Raw genomic sequence first — 17,185 nt, forward strand, 5'->3', positions numbered from 1 at the left:
TGGTCTTTATTTGGGGACAGATTAATCCTGGTGCATTGCAACGACGATTTGTGATGCGCTGTTGCTGTAGGTGATGACTCCGCCGCACGTGGCGGCGGCCGACCTTAGATCGAGTCCGGCTCTGCCTCCCTGGCGGCCGCCGAGCGGCCCACCGGCCTTCCCTTGGGCAACTGATGCACGCGCCGCCCACCCTGGCGCTCCAGTTGGGCGAGGAAGGCCGCATCGCCCAGGGGCCAGCCGCTATGCGCATGGCTGCGCAGCGTGGCCAGCGTCATCGAGGACAAGCCCTCGGCAGTCACGGAGCGGTAATTCGACTGGCGCTCGAATGGCGTATTGCCCAGCGCCCAGTATGCAGAGTGATCGCTCACAAATGGGCTGGCTTCGATGCCGGCGTGGTGGCGATAGCTGCTCCAGCGGTCACCTTCGGGCGAACTCACTTCGCCCGCGCGCACGGCGTTACCCTCCACATACAGCATCGCGGGCAACATCCAGGCCGCGGGATCGAACACCGCCGAACGGAAGCGGCCATCCCACAGCGTGCCCGTGCGGCCGGCAACCCGGTTGAAATGGCGCGCGTAGCGGCGCCCGACCGCCTGCATGGTCAGGCTGAGCGAGTCGGCATGGCGAGGGGTTGCCACGAGGTGAACATGATTTGGCCGCAAGGCGTAGGCGTGGATCGCCAGATCGTGCTCGCGCGCGGCCATCCGCAGGCAGTCGAGGTAGTGCGGGCGATCGTCGGCGCCAAGGAAGATCGGCTGGCGATTGTTGCCGCGTTGCAACACAAGCGCCGGCAGCGACGCCGGGGAAAAACGAGGAAGTCGGGCCATGGTGAGCGAGGAGAATCGGTGACCAGCGATCACCGGATGAATGGCTCAAGCGGATGCCATACCCGATGATAGCCTAGTCGCCGCCTGATCCGTCCCCAATTTCCCCGCCGTTTATGGCTGCCTAGTTCCCCTCGTCAACCGCAAAAATGCGGCGGTGCTCGCGAATCGCATAGCGGTCGGTCATGCCGGCGATGTAATGCGAGATCAGGCGAGACTGGTCGCGCCCCTGCCCGGCCTGGTACTGCGGCGGCAACAGGCGCGGATCCGCCATGAAGGCGTCGAACAGGTCGGTGATGATGCGGTGCGCCTTGGAGGACATGCGCATCACGAGGTAGTGGCGGTACAGATGGCGGAACAGGAAACGCTTGAGCGCCGCCGCTTCCTCGCGCACTGCCGGGCTGAAGGCCACCAGCGGGCCGGCGGCCCTTACCGCGTCAATGTTGCGCGGGTTGGCGGCGGCAATATTCTGGCTGGTGGTTTCGATCAGGTCGACGATCAGGGTGTTGATCATGCGCCGGACCGTTTCGTTAATGACGCGCCGCCCGTTGATGCCGGGAAACGCCGCCATCGCCTYGGCCCGGTGGCGCCCCCACATCGGTACTTCGTCCATCTGCTCGAGCGTGAGCAGGCCGGAGCGCAGGCCGTCGTCGATATCGTGGTTGTTGTAGGCGATCTCATCGGCCAGGTTGGCCAGTTGCGCCTCCAGCGAAGGCTGGGTGCCCTCCAGGAAACGCCGGCCCAGTTCGCCCAGCGCCGAGGCATTGACGCGCGAGCAGTGCTTGAGCACGCCCTCGCGGGTCTCGAAGGTCAGGTTTAGCCCGTTGAACCCGCCATAGCGCTCTTCCAACTCGTCCACCACCAGCAGGCTCTGCAGGTTGTGTTCGAAGCCGCCATGGTTCTTCATGCAATTGTTCAGTGCGTCCTGGCCGGCATGGCCGAAAGGCGTGTGCCCCAGGTCATGCGCCAGCGAGATGGCCTCGACCAGGTCTTCGTTCAGGCGCAGGTTGCGCGCAATCGAGCGGGCGATCTGCGCGACTTCCAGGCTATGGGTTAGCCGGGTACGGAACAGATCACCCTCATGGTTGACGAAGACCTGCGTCTTGTACTCGAGCCGCCGGAAGGCTGTGCTGTGGATAACGCGGTCGCGGTCGCGCTGGAACTCCGTGCGCGAAGACGAAGCCGCTTCGAGATGCGCCCGCCCAAGGGTCTGCGCGGAGCGGGCGGCATAGGGAGCGAGGTGGCTTTCGAGGTCGGTCATGCGGCAATCCGGTCAGGCATCCGGCCGGGCGGCTACGCGCCGTCCGGCCGGGGTTGCAAGGCACAACCGATCGCGTCAGGCGACCGGCGCCTCGGTAGGCGGCCTGAGCACCGCGTGCTGCAGCGTAGCGCGCAGGTCAGGATCCGGCACGGTGGTAATGAAGGCTTCGCCAAGCTTCCTCAGCAGGATGAACTTGATGCTGCCAGCTTCCGCCTTCTTGTCCACTTTCATCAGTTCGATGTAGCGGTCGGTGCCGAGTTCCGGCGCCACCACCGGCAGCATTGCGGCGCGCGTGAGCTGCACTACGCGGGCGCGCGTTTCGGTGTCGATAAAGCCGAGCCGGTGCGACAGGTCCGCCGCCATCACCATGCCGCACCCCACCGCCTCGCCATGCAGCCACTCGCCGTAGCCCAGGCCTGCCTCAATGGCATGGCCGAAGGTGTGGCCGAAATTGAGCATGGCGCGCAGGCCGCCCTCGCGTTCGTCCTGGGCCACCACCGCGGCCTTGATCTCGCAGGAACGCTTCACCGCCAGCGCCATGGTGTCCGGGTCGCAGGCATTGAGCGCGCGGATATTACGTTCGATCCAGCCGAAGTACTCGGCATCGGCCATCGCGCCGTGCTTGATCACCTCGGCCAAGCCGGCCGCCAGTTCGCGCGCGGGCAGCGTACGCAGCGTGTCGATATCGGCGATCACCGCGTTGGGCTGGTGGAAGGCGCCGATCAKGTTCTTGCCCAGCGGGTGGTTGATGCCGGTCTTGCCGCCCACCGAGGAATCCACCTGGGCCAGCAACGTGGTGGGCACCTGCACGAAAGGCACGCCACGCATGTAGCAGGCCGCGGCAAACCCGGTCATATCGCCCACCACGCCGCCGCCAAGGGCGATCAGCGTGGTCTTGCGGTCGGCACCCGCCGTCAGCAGCGCGTCGAAGATCAGGTTGAGCGTTTCCCACTGCTTGAAGGCTTCGCCGTCGGGCAGGGTGACGGTGCGCACGGTCTTGCCAAGCGCCGCCAGGGTGGCCTCGACCCGGGCGGCGTAAAGCGGCCCCACCGTCTCATTGGTGACGATAACAGCGTGCTGGCCACGTACATGGGGACGGAACAATTCGACCTGATCGAGCAGGCCGGTACCGATGTGGATGGGGTAGCTGCGCTCCCCAAGGCTGACTTCAAGGGTGATCATCGTGTTTCTGGTCCTGCGCCGGAAGATTGTCCGCGCACGCGCCGTCGCCCTCTTCGGGCTCCTCGGCGGCAACGGCAAAACCGGCCATCTCAAGTTGCATCAACACCATATTAGCAAGCTGCGCCACCGAAGGCTTGCCGGTTTCGATGATGAAATCCGCCACCTCGCGGTAAAGCGGGTCGCGCTCGCCATAGAGCGCTTCAAGCCGCCCCTTGGGGTCTTCGGTCTGCAGCAGCGGGCGATTGCGGTCGTGCCTGGTGCGCAGCCACAGGTCGTGCGGGCTGGCGCGCAGGTAGACCACGGTGCCGCGAGCCTTCAGGTGGGCGCGGTTCTCGGGCCGCAGCACCGCGCCGCCGCCGGTCGCCAGCACAATGCCGTGCCGCTGGGTCAGCTCGTCGATCATCAACGCCTCGCGGTCCCGGAAGCCGGACTCGCCCTCATGCTCGAAGATGATCGGAATACGCACGCCGCAACGCGCCTCGAGTTCGTGGTCCGAATCGAAGAACGGGTAGTTCAGGCGCCGGGCCACGGTGCGGCCAACGGTGGTCTTGCCGGCACCCATCAGGCCAACAAAGAAAAGGTTCGGGCGGGTGAATGTCACTGGCGTGTCGGGCGGGAGCCGGGTCTCTGGCCGGTCCTCGCGGTAGGAAACTGCATCATCTTCTTATGTTGGGGCGCTGCGGGCAAGTGGCGCGGCGCAATCGGCACAAGGCAACCCGCCTCGCGACCCGCCTTGCGCGCCTGCCATGCACCCTCGCGCCTGCTCGCCCGCCTGGGCAATAAAAAAGCCGCATCGGATCGATGCGGCCTGTCAGTCTACTGCATCCGGCGCGGCCGGGGCTATTTCAGCGACATGCTGTCGTTCAGCACGCGCGGCGTCAGGAACACCAGCAACTCGGTCCGGTTATTGACCTTGGCATTGTCCTTGAAGAAGTTGCCGAGTATCGGGATGTCGCCCAGCAGGGGCACCTTGTTCACATTGTTGGACTCGGTCTGGCTGTAAATGCCGCCGATCACCACGGTGCCGCCGTTCTCGACCAGCACCTGCGTCTGCACGTGCTTGGTGTCGATGGCGAAGCCCGACGTGGTCTGGATACCCACGCTGTCCTTGTTGACGTCGACGTCCAGCAGGACATTGCCTTCCGGCGTGATCTGCGGCGTCACTTCCAGCTTCAGGTTGGCTTTGCGGAACTGCACCGAGGTGGCGCCGCTGGAAGTGGCGGCCTGGTAGGGCAGTTCCGTGCCTTGCTCGATCAGTGCCTTGATATTGTTGGCGGTGACCACGCGCGGGCTGGAAATGATCTTGCCCCGCCCGTCGGCCTCAAGCGCCGACAGCTCCAGCGCCAGGAAACGGCCGGCCGTGTTGCTGAACAAGCTGACCGCGACCGAGCCCGGATTGACGCCGTTGATCGCTGCGGCCGGCAGGCTCAGTGCCGGGCTGCTATCCCAGGTGCCACCCGTGAGCGGGTTCGTGATCGGGCTGACCACATTGGTGTAGTTGTTGCCGTAGCCGGCGCCAGCCGTCTTGGAGGCAAAGCCCAGCCTGACGCCCAGGTTGCGGCTGAAAGTGTCATTGGCCTCGACGATGCGCGCCTCGATGATCACCTGGCGCACCGGAATGTCGATCTTGCCGAGGAAGCTCTGCACCTCTTCCAGCTTGGTCGCGATATCTGACACGAATAGCTGGTTGGTACGGGGATCGGCTGTCAGCGAGCCGCGCTTGGACAGCATGCGCGTGTTGCTGGCCGCCGCGCCGCCCACTCCACCCACCCCGCCGATCGCACCCGCGCCGCCCAGCGCCCCGCCACCGACGCCGCCCGCGGCCAGCCCGAGCAGCATGCGCCGCACGTCCTCGGCGCGCTGGTAGTTGAGCTGGAACACCTGGCTGCGGATCGGCTCGAGGTCGTTGATCTGCTGCTGCGATTCGAGCTCGAGTTTTTCCTTGGTGGCCAGCTCCGCCTTGGGCGCAACCAGCAGCACATTGCCATTGCGGCGCGAGGCCAAGCCCTTGGCGTCGAGCACAATCTGCAGCGCCTGGTCCCACGGCACATCCTTCAGGCGCAGCGTCAGATTGCCCTGCACGCTTTCGCTGGTGATGATGTTGAGGTTGGTGAAATCGGCAAACACCTGCAGCAGCGAGCGGATGTCGATGTTCTGGAAGTTCAGCGAGAGCCGGTCGCCGCGGAAGCCCGCGCCGCTGATCAGCTTGGCCGGATCTTCCTTGACCGGGCGCACCTCCACCACGAACTGCGTATCGGTCTGGTAGGAACTGTATTCCCAGTTTCCGCGCGGCTCGATGGTGAGGCGGGTGTTGCCGCTGTTTTCGCTCGCCCGCATGCCCTGCACGGGGGTGCCGAAGTCGGTCACGTCATAGCGCCGCCGCAGGCTGTCGGGCAATGTCGTATTGAGGAAATCGACCACGACGTTCTGGCCCTGCTGCGCGATATTGATGCCGGAATCCCGCGACGACAGGTCCACCACGATCCTGCCCGCGCCATCCTGGCCACGGCGGAAGTCGATATTGCGCACGGTCGACCGGTTCGACGGCGCCAGCGGCGCTTGCGCCGAACTTGGGGCGAACGTCGGCACCGCCGCCCGTGCCGTCTGGGCAACGTTGTCGAGCATCACCACGAACAGGTTGCCGCGCACTTCGGTACGATAGGTCGCCACGCGGGTCAGGTCGAGGACGACGCGGGTGCGGTCGCCGATCTGCACCACGTTGGCGCTCTTGAGCAACTTGCCGCCGAGGTCGTACTGGGCCCGTCCGGCCGCAAAGCCGGTATCGATGAAATCGATGGCGAGCTTGGGCGGGTTCTGCGTAGTGAAGTCGGCCGGCTTCTGCGATGGCGGCCCCTGCAGCTCGACTGTGAAGACAGTCTGCTCGCCCACCGTCGTGGCATCGACGCGCTTGACCGCATTGCCCGTTGTCGATTGCGCCTGCGCAGCCGGCGCGCCCAATACCAGCACCATCACCGCGGCGCCAGCAAGCGCGCGGTACCAACGACCGATGATCATGCCGACCCCTCCAGCTTCAGGCTGGTGATTTTCTCTTTCCACTCGGCTACCCCTTCCCGGACCAATTCGCGCAACACGATCTCCTGATCGCTGATGCGGACCACCCGGCCGTAGTTCTGGCCGAGATACTGACCCACCTTGACGTGGTGGATCTTGTTATCTACCTGCACGACGCCGTAGGTCTCGCCGCTCTTCTTCATGGCGCCCAGCATCTTGAAGTTCTCCAGCGGGTAATCCTCCAGCGGCTCTCGCCGCCGCCCGGACTCCGGCGATTCGGACAGCACACGGTTAAGGTCGCCGATCTTGTTCTGGGCAAACGGCTCAGGCGCGCTGCGCGCCGCGTACTCGCGCGGCGCATAGGGCTTGGGCTCGGGCAACGGGGCCGGCGGCGGCACCTTGGCCGCCTGGGCTTGCGCCATCCACTGGCGCAGGCTGTCTTCCTCGCTGCCGCCGCAGGCCGCCAGCAACGCGGCGCCAATCAGCGCGCAAGCGCAGGCACGCAGGCCCGGGGCCTGGATCACAGGCATCATTTCTTCACTCCCGCAGCCGTCTTGGCCGCCGCGGCTTCCGCCTTGCGCTGTGCCGCCTGTTCATCGGGATCAAGCGCGCGATAGGCCATCGCCACGGCTTCCATCGCCAGGCCACCATCCTTGCCGGTAGTGAACTGCAACCCTTGCATTGACACGATGCGGGAAAGCGCAGCCACGTCGGCATTGAACTGCGCCACGTCGTGATAGCGCCCGGTGACTTTCAGGTTGACCGGGATCTCGGCAAAGTAGGGCTTCATCACGGCGGCCTGCGGCTTGAACAGCTCGAACTGCAGGCCACGCGCCACGCCGGCGTGATTGACGTCGGCCAGCAGTGCATCCATCTCCGTCTTGTTGGGCAACTGGCGCTCGACCAGGGCCACGCGCTGCTCCACTTCCGCCTTCTGCTTGCGCAGCGCGTCCAGGTTGGCCACCTGCGCCACCTTGCTCAGGTAGGACTGCTTCAGGCTGTCCTGCTCGATATGTTTGCGATCGAGGTCGTCGAGCTTGCCGCTCCAGTAGAACTGCCAGCCCAGCACCAGCACCAGCACCGCCGCCAGCACGGCGAACAGCAGGCGCGGGGCGGTTGGCCAGGTTTCCGGCTCATTGAGGTTGAGGCCACGGAACTGCGCGCCGAGGTCGTTCAGCGTGGCCATCGAGATTTCGATATCACGTGCCATGGTCAGCCCTTTCCGCCAACGACGGCGCTTGCGGCCGCCGGCCCGGATTTGCCCTTCTTGCCGTCGTCCGGCACTTCAGCCGCACGGTAGGCGAAACGCATCGAGAAATCGAACAGGCGGCGCTGCTCACGCAGATTATTGGTCATCATCACGGCCTTGGATTCGACCAGTTCGGCCTTGTCCAGCCACTGCACCTGGCTGAGGTTGCGCAGCAGCTCCGAGACGCGCTCGTTCGACTGCGCGACGCCGCTCACGGTGAACGACTCGCCGGTCTGCTTGAGCGTGGTCAGGTAGACGCCTTCGGGTACCTGCCGCACCAGTTCCTCCAGCAGTTGCACGGGACGGTTGCGCTCGTTCTGCAGGCCTTCGATGGCCTTCTGCCGCTGCAGCAGGCCTTCGATGTCCTTGCGCAGCGTATTGACCTCTCGGATCTGCCCGTCCATGCGGCTGTTCTCGGCGGTGAGCACCTGGTTCAAGCTGGCAACGGCATCGATGCGGTGATCGATGTACATGCCGCCCAGCAGCACCACCAGCGCGCCGGCGCCGGCGGCCCCGCCCAACAGGGTGTAGACCTTCTTGCGCCGCGATGCCTTGCGGGCTTCGTGGTAAGGCAGCAGATTGACTGTCGGGATCGTATTGGTAGGCATGCGGCTTCCTCGCTCGCTTACTGCAGGCCGCGCAGCGCAAGCCCGGCGCTCACGATATAGGCCGGCAGGTCGCGCTGCAGATAGCGCTCGTTGACCTTTCCGGCTGTCATCATGTTCGCGAACGGGTTGGCCAGCGTGGTGGTGATCTCGGTCTGTTGCTCGATGGCCGCCTGCACGCCGACCAGCGAGGCGTGGCCGCCCGAGAGCAGGATCTCGTCGACCCGGCCGATGCTCGAAGCAGACAGGAAGTTGCGCACGGCCCCATGCACCTCCGCCGCCAGCGCCTCCAGGGAGGGACCGAGCAGCTGGGTACGCCAGGATTCCGGCAACGTGTTCTTGCGCTTCTTGATCTCGGCCTTGAGCGCGTCCAGCGTGAACATGCGCGCGGCGCTCTGGGTGAGCTGGTCGCCGTAGCTGTTGAGCGATTGCTCGTAGAGTTCTTTCCAGCCTTGGTAGAAGATCGCCTTGGAGCGGCTGCCGCCAAGGTGGATCACCGCCACCACGGGCAACTCCTTGGCATCGGTCGCGCTGATGTCGGCCGATACGCCCAGCATCTGCACCACGGAGCGCTGTACCGCGTATTCCTCGACGTCCATCACGTGCGGCTTCAGCCCGGCCATTTCGGCCGCGGTGACGCGTTCCTGCACGCGATCGCTGTTGGCGGCGGTAACGCGCACGCCAATGCCCCCCTCGGTTTCGCTGGGGCCGATCACGGCAAAATCGAAATTGACGGCCTGCGACGGCGGATAGAGGCGATGCGCCTCGGATTCCACCTGGACGTAAAGCTCATCCTCGGACAGGTTGTCCGGCAGGCTGACGGTCTGCGATTCGGTCAGCATCGACGGCACTCCCAGCACGACCTCTTTCGTGCGAATCCCGGCCTTGCCGAGTGCACGCTTGAGGGCGATGCCCACCGCTTCGATATTGACCACGTTGCCATCGGCAACGGCATTGCGATCCAGCAGTTCGCTGGCGCATTTTTCCAGCCGATAGTCGTTCTTGCCGCTGCCTACCGACAGCTCGACTACCTTCACGCTGGACGACCCGATGTCCACGCCGACCGTCGTACGGCGCAACAACCCCGACAAGATACCTCGCCGCAAGGTGACCCCCTGACCGTTGAACTCGCCTTGGCTTGGTTGCTCTAATTTGGCGAGTCTTTATTGTTTCTTGGATGAAACGTTTTGCTCTTTTGGTTGGTGGATTCTCACCAAAAATCGGGGCGCTGGCAATGTGCCGGTTTGACCACGATTGCTTTTAATGAGCGCCCCTTGCAAAGCGTTGCCAAAATCCCACGGTAGCCCTGCCCCTCCCCCGATCCGCTCATCTTTTCGTTTCATGCAGATCTCAATCCCATTACATCTTGTAACAGCGCGATAGCGGCGCGCACGCCACAACGCGCCGGGCCCCGCGGATCCCGGGAGATATAATCCCGGCACCTCTAACTAGGTATTTCCCTTATGGCCACAGCACAACAAAAGCCTGCCCTACCCGCCCGGCGTCCGATCTGGATGCGGCTGACCTTTTGGGCTCTGGGCCTGCTGGTGGCCGGGATCGTGGCGGTGGCGCTGCTGGTGGGATATGCGCTGCTGGTGGCCGCGCCCAACCTGCCATCGCTGGATACCATCACTGACTACCGGCCGAAGATTCCGTTGCGGATCTATACCGCGGATAACGTGCTGATTGGCGAATTCGGCGAGGAACGGCGCAATTTCGTGCCGATTACCGAAATACCCGATGTGATGAAGAAGGCGGTGCTGGCCATCGAGGATGACCGGTTCTACGAACACGGCGGGGTCGACTTCGTCGGCGTGCTACGCGCGGGGCTCGCCAACCTGCGCGGCGGGCTGTCGCAGGGTGCGTCCACGATCACCATGCAGGTGGCGCGCAACTTCTTCCTCTCCAGCGAGAAGACCTACACCCGCAAGCTGTATGAAATGCTGCTGGCCTACAAGATCGAGGCCAACCTCTCGAAGGACCAGATCCTCGAGCTCTACATGAACCAGATCTACCTGGGGCAGCGCGCCTATGGCTTCGCCAGCGCGGCACGTGTGTATTTCGGCAAGTCGATCAAGGACGTGACGCCGGCCGAGGCCGCCATGCTGGCCGGCCTGCCCAAGGCGCCCTCGGCCTACAACCCGGTGGTCAACCCGAAGCGCGCCAAGGTACGCCAGGAATACATCCTGCAGCGCATGCGCGACCTGCGCTACCTCACACCCGAGCAGTACGACCAGGCTATCCACGAAGAACTGAAGGTGCGCGGCGAAGGCAATGAGTTCTCCACGCATGCCGAGTACGTCGCCGAAATCGTGCGCCAGCTTATGTATGCGCAATACCGCGAGGAAACCTACACCCGCGGCCTGACCGTCTACACCACGCTCAACAAGACCGACCAGGACGCCGCCTATGAGGCCGTGCGCTCGGGCATCATGAATTACGAGCGCCGCCACGGCTACCGCGGGCCTGAGGCGTTCATCGACCTGCCCGCCAGCGCGGACGAGCGCGAGCAGGCCATCGACGACGCACTGCTGGAGCACCCCGGCAGCGACGACCTGCGCTCGGCCGTGGTCACCAGCGTGACCGCCAAGCAGGTGCAGGCCACGCTGCTGTCGGGCGAAGTCGCTACCATCGAAGGCCAGGCGCTGCGATTCATCGCGCCGTCGCTCGCGGCCAACGCGCAGCCCAAGGCCAAGATCCGGCCGGGCGCGATCATCCGCGTGACGCAGGACGAGAAAGGCGCGTGGACGGTCACGCAGTTGCCTGAAGTATCCGCGGCCTTTATCTCGCTCAATCCGGAAGACGGCGAGATCCGCTCGATGGTCGGCGGCTTCGATTTCAACCGCAACAAGTTCAACCATGTGACGCAAGCCTGGCGCCAGCCGGGATCGAGCTTCAAGCCGTTCATCTACTCGGCGGCACTGGAAAAAGGATTCTCGCCCGCCACCGTGATCAACGACGCGCCGCTCTCGATCAGCGACAACGGCGGCCAGGTGTGGGAGCCGAAGAACTACGACGGCAAGTTCGAAGGCCCGATGACCATGCGCCGCGCGCTGGCCAAGTCCAAGAACCTGGTGTCGGTGCGCATCCTGCGCGCCATCGGCACSCAGTACGCSCARGACTACATCACGCGCTTTGGCTTTGACGCCGACAAGCACCCGGCTTACCTGCCGATGGCGCTGGGCGCCGGCAGCGTCACCCCGCTGCAGATGGCTGGCGCCTACTCGGTCTTTGCCAACGGCGGCTACCGCGTCAATCCCTATCTGATCCAGAAGGTGGTCGATGCGCGCGGCAATGTGCTCTCCGAAACCAAGCCCCAGCGCGCTGGCGCGGATGCGGTACGCGTGCTGGATGCCCGCACCGCCTTTATCGCCGACACCATGCTGCGTGAGGTAGTGCGCAGCGGCACGGCCAACAGCGCCAAGCAGCGCCTGGGCCGCAACGACCTGGCCGGCAAGACCGGCACCACCAACGACGCCGTCGACGCCTGGTTCGCCGGCTACACGCCCAAGCTGGTGGCCATCGCCTGGATGGGCTACGACCAGCCCAAGAGCCTGGGTGTGCGCGAGACCGGCGGTGGCCTCGCGCTGCCAATCTGGGTGGGCTACATGGGCAAGATGCTGAAGGGCGTGCCCGAAATGCCCGAGCGCCAGCCCCCGGAAGGCGTGATCACCGTCGGCGGCGACTGGACCTTCGAGGAAAACRCGGGCGGCGCCGGCGTGGCTTCGGTTGGCCTGGGCGATCCGTGGCCGGGCAAACCGGACGAGAGCACGCAATCGCCGGCCGATACCGAGGCCCGCGCTCTCCAGCCGGTCCAGCTCCTGCTGGGCCAGCGCCAGGAACTCACTTTCACTCATGGGGGGCATGCTAAACTCCAAGGCCGCCGGCCAGCGTCATTTGCAGCATTCCGCGGCATTCGGCCAGTAGCGTATTGAAAAAGTACTTCGTATTTCCGTTGGTCCCGCCGCCCCTGCTTCAGGGACTGCCCGGGACCGTCCGGGACGACTCTGGACGTCTCGTTGGACTCTTAGCCTCTTAGACTCTTTAAGTAAGGACGACCCGATGTTGCGTCGTGTTGCGATTGTATCGGTGATTGCCGCCAGCCTTGCGATGCCCCTGTTGTCCGGATGTGGCATCCGCGGCCCGCTGACAATGCCCAAGCAGCCTCCCGCACCGGCCCAGCCCGGCGTACCGGATCCCGGCCTGGCCAATCCGGCTGTCCCGAATCCGGCGGCCATCCAGGGCACCGCACCGGCAGCGGCGTCCGCCACGGCACCGGTTGCAGTGCCAGCCGCCACCCCCACCGCCAAATAACCATGAACGCCTTCTTCCATCGCCACGACGGCGTGCTAGCCGTCGAGCACGTGCCGCTCGCGCGCATCGCCGCCGAATACGGCACCCCCACCTATGTCTACTCGCGCGCCGCGCTGACCGCCGCCTACCAGGCCTACGCCGCGGCGTGCCAGGGGCGCCGCGCGCGCGTGCAATACGCCATGAAGGCCAACTCGAACCTGGCCGTGCTGCAGGTTTTCGCCAGGCTCGGCGCTGGCTTCGACATCGTCTCCGGTGGCGAGCTGCAGCGCGTGCTGGCAGTGGGCGGAGATCCGCGCAAGGTGGTGTTCTCGGGGGTCGGCAAGACCGCTGCCGAGATGGAACTGGCGCTGACGCACGATGTGCTGTCGTTCAATGTCGAGTCGATCCCCGAGCTGGACCGCCTCAATGCCGTGGCCGGCCGGCTGGGCAAGCGCGCGCGCGTATCGCTGCGCATCAATCCGGATGTGGATGCCAAGACGCATCCATATATCTCCACCGGGCTGAAGGGCAACAAGTTTGGCGTGGCGTTCGAGGACGTGCTGCCCACCTACCGCGCCGCCGCGGCGCTGCCCCACCTGGAAGTGGCGGGTATCGACTGCCATATCGGCTCGCAGATCACCGAGGTGGCGCCCTACCTGGAAGCGCTGGACAAGGTGCTGGACGTGGTGGAAGCGCTCGAACGCGAAGGCATCAAGCTCGAGCACATCGACGTGGGCGGCGGTCTTGGCATCACCTATGACGATGAAACGCCGCCTGACATTACCGGCTTTGCCCGCACGTTGCTGGACCGCGTGGCCGAGCGCGGCCATGGCCATCGCGAGGTGCTGTTCGAGCCGGGCCGCTCGCTGGTGGGCAACGCCGGCGTGCTGCTGACCCAGGTCGAGTTCCTCAAGCCGGGCGCCGCCAAGAACTTCTGCATCGTCGATGCGGCCATGAACGACCTGGCCCGCCCCGCCATGTACGAGGCCTATCACCGCATCGAACCCGTGCAACTGCGCGAGACGGCGCAAGCCGCGGCCCTGACCTACGACGTGGTGGGCCCCGTGTGCGAATCCGGCGACTGGCTTGGCCGCGATCGCGCGCTGGCGGTGCAGCCGGGCGACCTGCTCGCGGTGATGTCGGCCGGCGCCTATGGCTTTGTCATGAGCTCCAACTACAACACCCGCCCGCGCGCGGCCGAAGTGATGGTCGACGGCGACGACGTGCACCTGGTGCGCGGCCGCGAGCGCGTGGAAGACCTGTTCCGCGACGAGCGCCTGCTGCAAGGCTAAGCGCCTGCCCAGCCCCGTGCCCGGGAGCGTCCTGATCCTGGGCGGGCGGCGCGGGCGCGGCGCGGATCGACTATCGCTATGCCAACGGCAGCAGGCTGCCCAAAGCCGTGCCGCCACGCCATCCGGCCGCGCGCGAGATCACGCTCCATCTCTGACGCGCCCTCAGCGCCCTGGCTGCTGTGCCCCGGGCTTGCGCCACCACCACCAGGCACGCATCGCCAGCAGTCCGAACACCACCGCGGCGTAGATCGAGACCGTGCCGAAATCATGCTTGCCGGCCTTGTGCCACCAGTAGTGCATGATGGCCAGCACGGCGACGGCGTACACGGAACGGTGCAGCCATTGCCACCGCTTCCCGCCCAGGCGCTTGACCATGGCATTGGCTGAGGTTGCCGCCAGCGGAATCATCAGCACGAAGGCGGCGAAACCCACCGTGATGAACGGCCGCTTGGCGATGTCCTTGACCATGTACGCGACATCGAAGCCACGGTCCACGCCAAGCCACAGCAGGAAATGCTGCAGTGCGTAGAAGAAGGCGAACAGCCCGAGCATGCGCCGCAAGCGAATCAGCCAGTTCCAGCCGGTGAAACGGCGCAGCGGCGTGACCGCCAGCGTGACGCACAGCATCACCAGGGTCCAGGTACCGGTCGAGCGCGTGACGAACTCCAGCGGATTGGCGCCGAACTGATCGGTAAAGCCGAGGTACAGCAAGCGCAGGAACGGCAGCATGGCAAGCAGCCACACGGCCAGCTTGACCGTGCGCACACGCCCTGGCGTGAGCGTCGCGAGACCAGGCTGCCCGCTCGCCCGTGCCGGGCGTGCGCCGGCGGCCGGTGCGCCCGGGCGCGGCGGCGAGAGATCCTGTGGGGCCATCAGAAGAACTTCCTCAGGTCCATGCCCTGGTACAGCGACGCCACTTGCTGGCCATAGCCGTTGAAAGGCAGCGTCTTGCGCTTGGGCGCGAACAACGCGCCAAAGCCGCCGCCCTTGTCTTCGCCGATGCGGCGCTCCGTGGCCTGGCTCCAGCGGGGATGATCCACGTCCGGATTGACATTGGAATAGAAACCGTACTCCTGTGCCGCAGCCAGGTTCCAGCTGGTGCTGGGCTGCTTGTCGACAAAGCGGATCCTGACGATGGACTTGGCACTTTTGAAACCATATTTCCAGGGGACCACCACGCGCACCGGCGCACCGTTCTGGTTGGGCAGCACCTCGCCGTAGAGGCCAAAGGCCAGCAAGGTCAGCGGATGCATCGCCTCGTCCATGCGCAGGCCCTCGGTGTAAGGCCATTCCAGCACGCGGGCGCTGACGCCAGGCATCTGCTTCTTGTCGTTGAGCGTGACGAATTCCACGTACTTCGCGCCGGCTTGCGGCTCAACGCGACGAATCAGTTCGGCCAGGGAATAGCCGCTCCAGGGAATCACCATCGACCAGCCTTCTACGCAGCGCAGCCGGTAGACCCGCTCTTCCATCGGCATCAGGCGCACCAGCTCGTCGATATCGTAGACCTTGGGCTTCTTCACCAGGCCTTCGACGGCAACCTGCCATGGACGCGTGCGCAGCGTACCGGCGTTGCGCGCGGGGTCCGACTTGTCGGTGCCGAACTCGTAGTAGTTGTTGTACGTGGTGACGTCCTCGTACGGCGTGCGCTTTTCCGTCACTACGTAGGCATTGTTGGGCGCGGCCGGCAGCTTCTGGCCGCGCGGGGCCTGGGCCAGCGCATCGCGCGCGAACCACGGGGCCGGCATGCTCCCGGCAGCCCCCGCGGCCGCCATGGCCAAGAGCCGGCGACGCGACTCGAACACACCGCGCGGGGTGATCTCGCTGGCGGCAATATCGTCGCCGCGCAGCCACTTGGGAGAGGGAATCAGCATCGTTGTTCCTCGTTGCATGCCATGGGTAAAAATCGATCCGCCGTTCGTGCCTGGCCCTTGGCAGCCCCGCGTGCACGATTGGACTCCGGCTTGAGTCGGATGGCGCACGCGAATCCTGACATCTTTTTTTGCCAGGGCGCCACGCCTGCACCCGGGGCCTTTGTCAGGCAGGGGGCCGGCCGGACTGCACAGCATGGCTGGCGGCCTCAGCCGCCTTGGTATTGCCGGTAGACTGACTGCGCCAGCGCCAGCAATGGCGCCCGCTCAAGCGGTCCGGCCAGCGCGAAGCCGATATCCCGGTCCACCCAATAGAAAGCCATGGTGCCGGCGGCGGCGGCCGGACGATCTCCCGGTCCCGTGCCCATCCGCTCGAGCCGGAAGCCGGTGTCCGGCGTATCCCGTGCCATGTGCCGTAACTGCAGCGACAATCGGGTTCCATCGTCGGTCTCATACATCAGGATGGCCGATGGGCCGCCCTCGGCGACGCCCAGGCGCCCGCCAATCAGGTGGAATCCCTGGGTGCGCAGATCGGGGACCCGCAAGGGCGCGCCGAGCCGCTTTGACAACCAGGCCACCAGATGGGCTTCATCGGTAGCGGCCACCTCGACCGGATGGCGCACTTCAGGTGCGTATACCACATGACTGGCCAGCGCTTCGCGCGCGAAGCGCTCCACCGAGGGGACGCGCGCCGCCAGGGTGTCCGTGCGCCCATGCGCGAACCAGCCGATCGCGCCGCCCAGAGCCAGCGAAGCCATGCTGGCCGCCAGTGCCATGCCCCACCCCGCCTTGCCGCGCACCCGGTCAGCGGCGCCGTCGCGCAGCCGGGACGGAAGTGCATTCAGCGGTACAGGCTCATTGAGCACGCCGTCGAACGCAGCATGCAGTTCACTTGCCTGCCGCCGCCAGCTACCGACCTTCTCTCCGGCATCGGGATAGGCGGCCAGGTACGCCTCCACCTCGGCACGGCGGGCGGGATCCAGCTGGCCATCGGCATAGGCGTGGAGATCGGCTTCGTTGACTGGGGACATCATTTGACTCGCTGCAGTCCGGCCGCCCGGCCGGAGGCCTGCGGGTTCGCCTCGGACGCTCCGTCCATCAGCAGGCGCATCTGCTCACGGGCGCGTGCCAGGCGGGACATCACCGTGCCCACCGGCACCTCCAGCACCTGCGCCGCCTCGGCATAGGTGAGTTGCTCCAGGCCGACCAGCAGCATGACCGCGCGCTGGGCTTCGGGCAAGCGAGCCAGCGCCCGTACCAGGTCCAGGCGCAAGGCGGGCTCTGGCGCAGCACTGGGTACGTCGGGAAGYGTGTCGGTGAAGGTCACAAGATCGGCACGCCGGTACGCATTGATGCGCAGCCGGTGCATCATGGTCAGCAGCCAGGACAGCAGGCCATCCGCGCCGTCGCCCCACCAGGCGCCGGCGCGCAGCCGGAAGCGCCAGCGGTAGCGCAGCGCGCGTTCCAGCGTGTCCTGCACCAGGTCGTCGGCCAATGCCGCATCCCCGGTCAGGCCACGGGCGTGGCGCCGCAGGCGCGGCGCCAGCGCGACCAGCTGGCGGTCGAAGCCGTCCATGCCGTCAGGCTGCCCGCGCC

16 protein-coding genes and 1 pseudogene are annotated in these 17,185 nt (G+C 65.6%); 3 read left to right on the plus strand and 14 right to left on the minus strand.

Annotated features, from left to right (window positions below; all coding sequences use genetic code 11):
• Positions 1–104: 104 nt before the first annotated feature.
• The 10 genes from AC1DKD_RS06345 to AC1DKD_RS06390 form a co-directional block, all read right to left on the minus strand.
• Positions 105–827, minus strand: a complete 723-nt coding sequence (locus AC1DKD_RS06345; protein WP_276286477.1) for a transposase — start codon at positions 825–827, stop codon at positions 105–107.
• Positions 828–948: 121 nt separating this feature from the next.
• On the minus strand, positions 949–2,085 hold the full coding sequence (locus AC1DKD_RS06350) for a deoxyguanosinetriphosphate triphosphohydrolase (protein ID WP_477143103.1): 1,137 nt from the start codon (positions 2,083–2,085) through the stop codon (positions 949–951).
• A 75-nt stretch (positions 2,086–2,160) separates the two neighbouring features.
• Positions 2,161–3,267 carry a 3-dehydroquinate synthase gene (gene aroB, locus AC1DKD_RS06355; RefSeq protein WP_477143104.1) on the minus strand — a complete coding sequence of 369 codons (1,107 nt, stop codon included), beginning with the start codon at positions 3,265–3,267 and terminating at the stop codon, positions 2,161–2,163.
• Positions 3,254–3,829, minus strand: coding sequence for a shikimate kinase (locus tag AC1DKD_RS06360; RefSeq protein ID WP_430869761.1), 576 nt, complete (start codon positions 3,827–3,829; stop codon positions 3,254–3,256). Before AC1DKD_RS06360 ends, aroB begins: the two co-directional genes overlap by 14 nt.
• A gap of 278 nt (positions 3,830–4,107) precedes the next feature.
• Positions 4,108–6,282 (minus strand): type IV pilus secretin PilQ, encoded by a 2,175-nt coding sequence (locus AC1DKD_RS06365; protein WP_477102477.1) that lies wholly within the window; start codon positions 6,280–6,282, stop codon positions 4,108–4,110.
• Positions 6,279–6,809: a pilus assembly protein PilP gene (locus tag AC1DKD_RS06370; protein WP_441632752.1), complete on the minus strand. Its 531-nt coding sequence runs from the start codon at positions 6,807–6,809 to the stop codon at positions 6,279–6,281. Before AC1DKD_RS06370 ends, AC1DKD_RS06365 begins: the two co-directional genes overlap by 4 nt.
• Positions 6,809–7,489 (minus strand): type IV pilus inner membrane component PilO, encoded by a 681-nt coding sequence (locus AC1DKD_RS06375; protein ID WP_441632699.1) that lies wholly within the window; start codon positions 7,487–7,489, stop codon positions 6,809–6,811. Before AC1DKD_RS06375 ends, AC1DKD_RS06370 begins: the two co-directional genes overlap by 1 nt.
• Before the next feature lie 2 nt (positions 7,490–7,491).
• Positions 7,492–8,136 carry a PilN domain-containing protein gene (locus AC1DKD_RS06380; protein WP_441632701.1) on the minus strand — a complete coding sequence of 215 codons (645 nt, stop codon included), beginning with the start codon at positions 8,134–8,136 and terminating at the stop codon, positions 7,492–7,494.
• 17 nt (positions 8,137–8,153) lie between these two features.
• Positions 8,154–9,224 carry a type IV pilus assembly protein PilM gene (gene pilM / locus AC1DKD_RS06385; RefSeq protein ID WP_441632703.1) on the minus strand — a complete coding sequence of 357 codons (1,071 nt, stop codon included), beginning with the start codon at positions 9,222–9,224 and terminating at the stop codon, positions 8,154–8,156.
• A gap of 72 nt (positions 9,225–9,296) precedes the next feature.
• Complete coding sequence (locus tag AC1DKD_RS06390) at positions 9,297–9,476, minus strand: hypothetical protein (RefSeq protein WP_152561905.1); 180 nt, start codon at positions 9,474–9,476, stop codon at positions 9,297–9,299.
• 120 nt (positions 9,477–9,596) lie between these two features.
• Between AC1DKD_RS06390 and AC1DKD_RS06395 the strand changes: the two are divergent.
• The 3 genes and pseudogenes from AC1DKD_RS06395 to lysA all read left to right on the plus strand — a co-directional run.
• Positions 9,597–11,888 (plus strand): annotated as a pseudogene (locus tag AC1DKD_RS06395) (penicillin-binding protein 1A); the annotation flags it as partial.
• A gap of 307 nt (positions 11,889–12,195) precedes the next feature.
• A complete protein-coding gene (gene lptM / locus AC1DKD_RS06400) occupies positions 12,196–12,447 on the plus strand; it encodes an LPS translocon maturation chaperone LptM (protein WP_441632707.1) in 252 nt (83 codons plus the stop codon).
• 2 nt (positions 12,448–12,449) lie between these two features.
• Positions 12,450–13,718, plus strand: a complete 1,269-nt coding sequence (gene lysA / locus AC1DKD_RS06405) for a diaminopimelate decarboxylase (protein WP_441632709.1) — start codon at positions 12,450–12,452, stop codon at positions 13,716–13,718.
• A gap of 162 nt (positions 13,719–13,880) precedes the next feature.
• Here lysA and msrQ read toward each other — a convergent pair whose 3' ends face one another.
• The 4 genes from msrQ to AC1DKD_RS06425 form a co-directional block, all read right to left on the minus strand.
• The gene (msrQ, locus tag AC1DKD_RS06410) at positions 13,881–14,591 is read right to left on the minus strand and encodes a protein-methionine-sulfoxide reductase heme-binding subunit MsrQ (protein ID WP_441632711.1); all 711 of its coding nucleotides are present in this window, start codon (positions 14,589–14,591) and stop codon (positions 13,881–13,883) included.
• Positions 14,591–15,592 carry a protein-methionine-sulfoxide reductase catalytic subunit MsrP gene (msrP, locus tag AC1DKD_RS06415; RefSeq protein ID WP_441632713.1) on the minus strand — a complete coding sequence of 334 codons (1,002 nt, stop codon included), beginning with the start codon at positions 15,590–15,592 and terminating at the stop codon, positions 14,591–14,593. Before msrP ends, msrQ begins: the two co-directional genes overlap by 1 nt.
• A 206-nt stretch (positions 15,593–15,798) precedes the next feature.
• Positions 15,799–16,623 (minus strand): anti-sigma factor family protein, encoded by an 825-nt coding sequence (locus tag AC1DKD_RS06420; protein ID WP_441632715.1) that lies wholly within the window; start codon positions 16,621–16,623, stop codon positions 15,799–15,801.
• A complete protein-coding gene (locus AC1DKD_RS06425) occupies positions 16,620–17,165 on the minus strand; it encodes an RNA polymerase sigma factor (RefSeq protein ID WP_441632717.1) in 546 nt (181 codons plus the stop codon). The genes AC1DKD_RS06420 and AC1DKD_RS06425 overlap by 4 nt, the downstream gene beginning before the upstream one ends.
• Positions 17,166–17,185 lie beyond the last annotated feature (20 nt).

Source organism: Cupriavidus sp. 05T313, assembly GCF_056396665.1.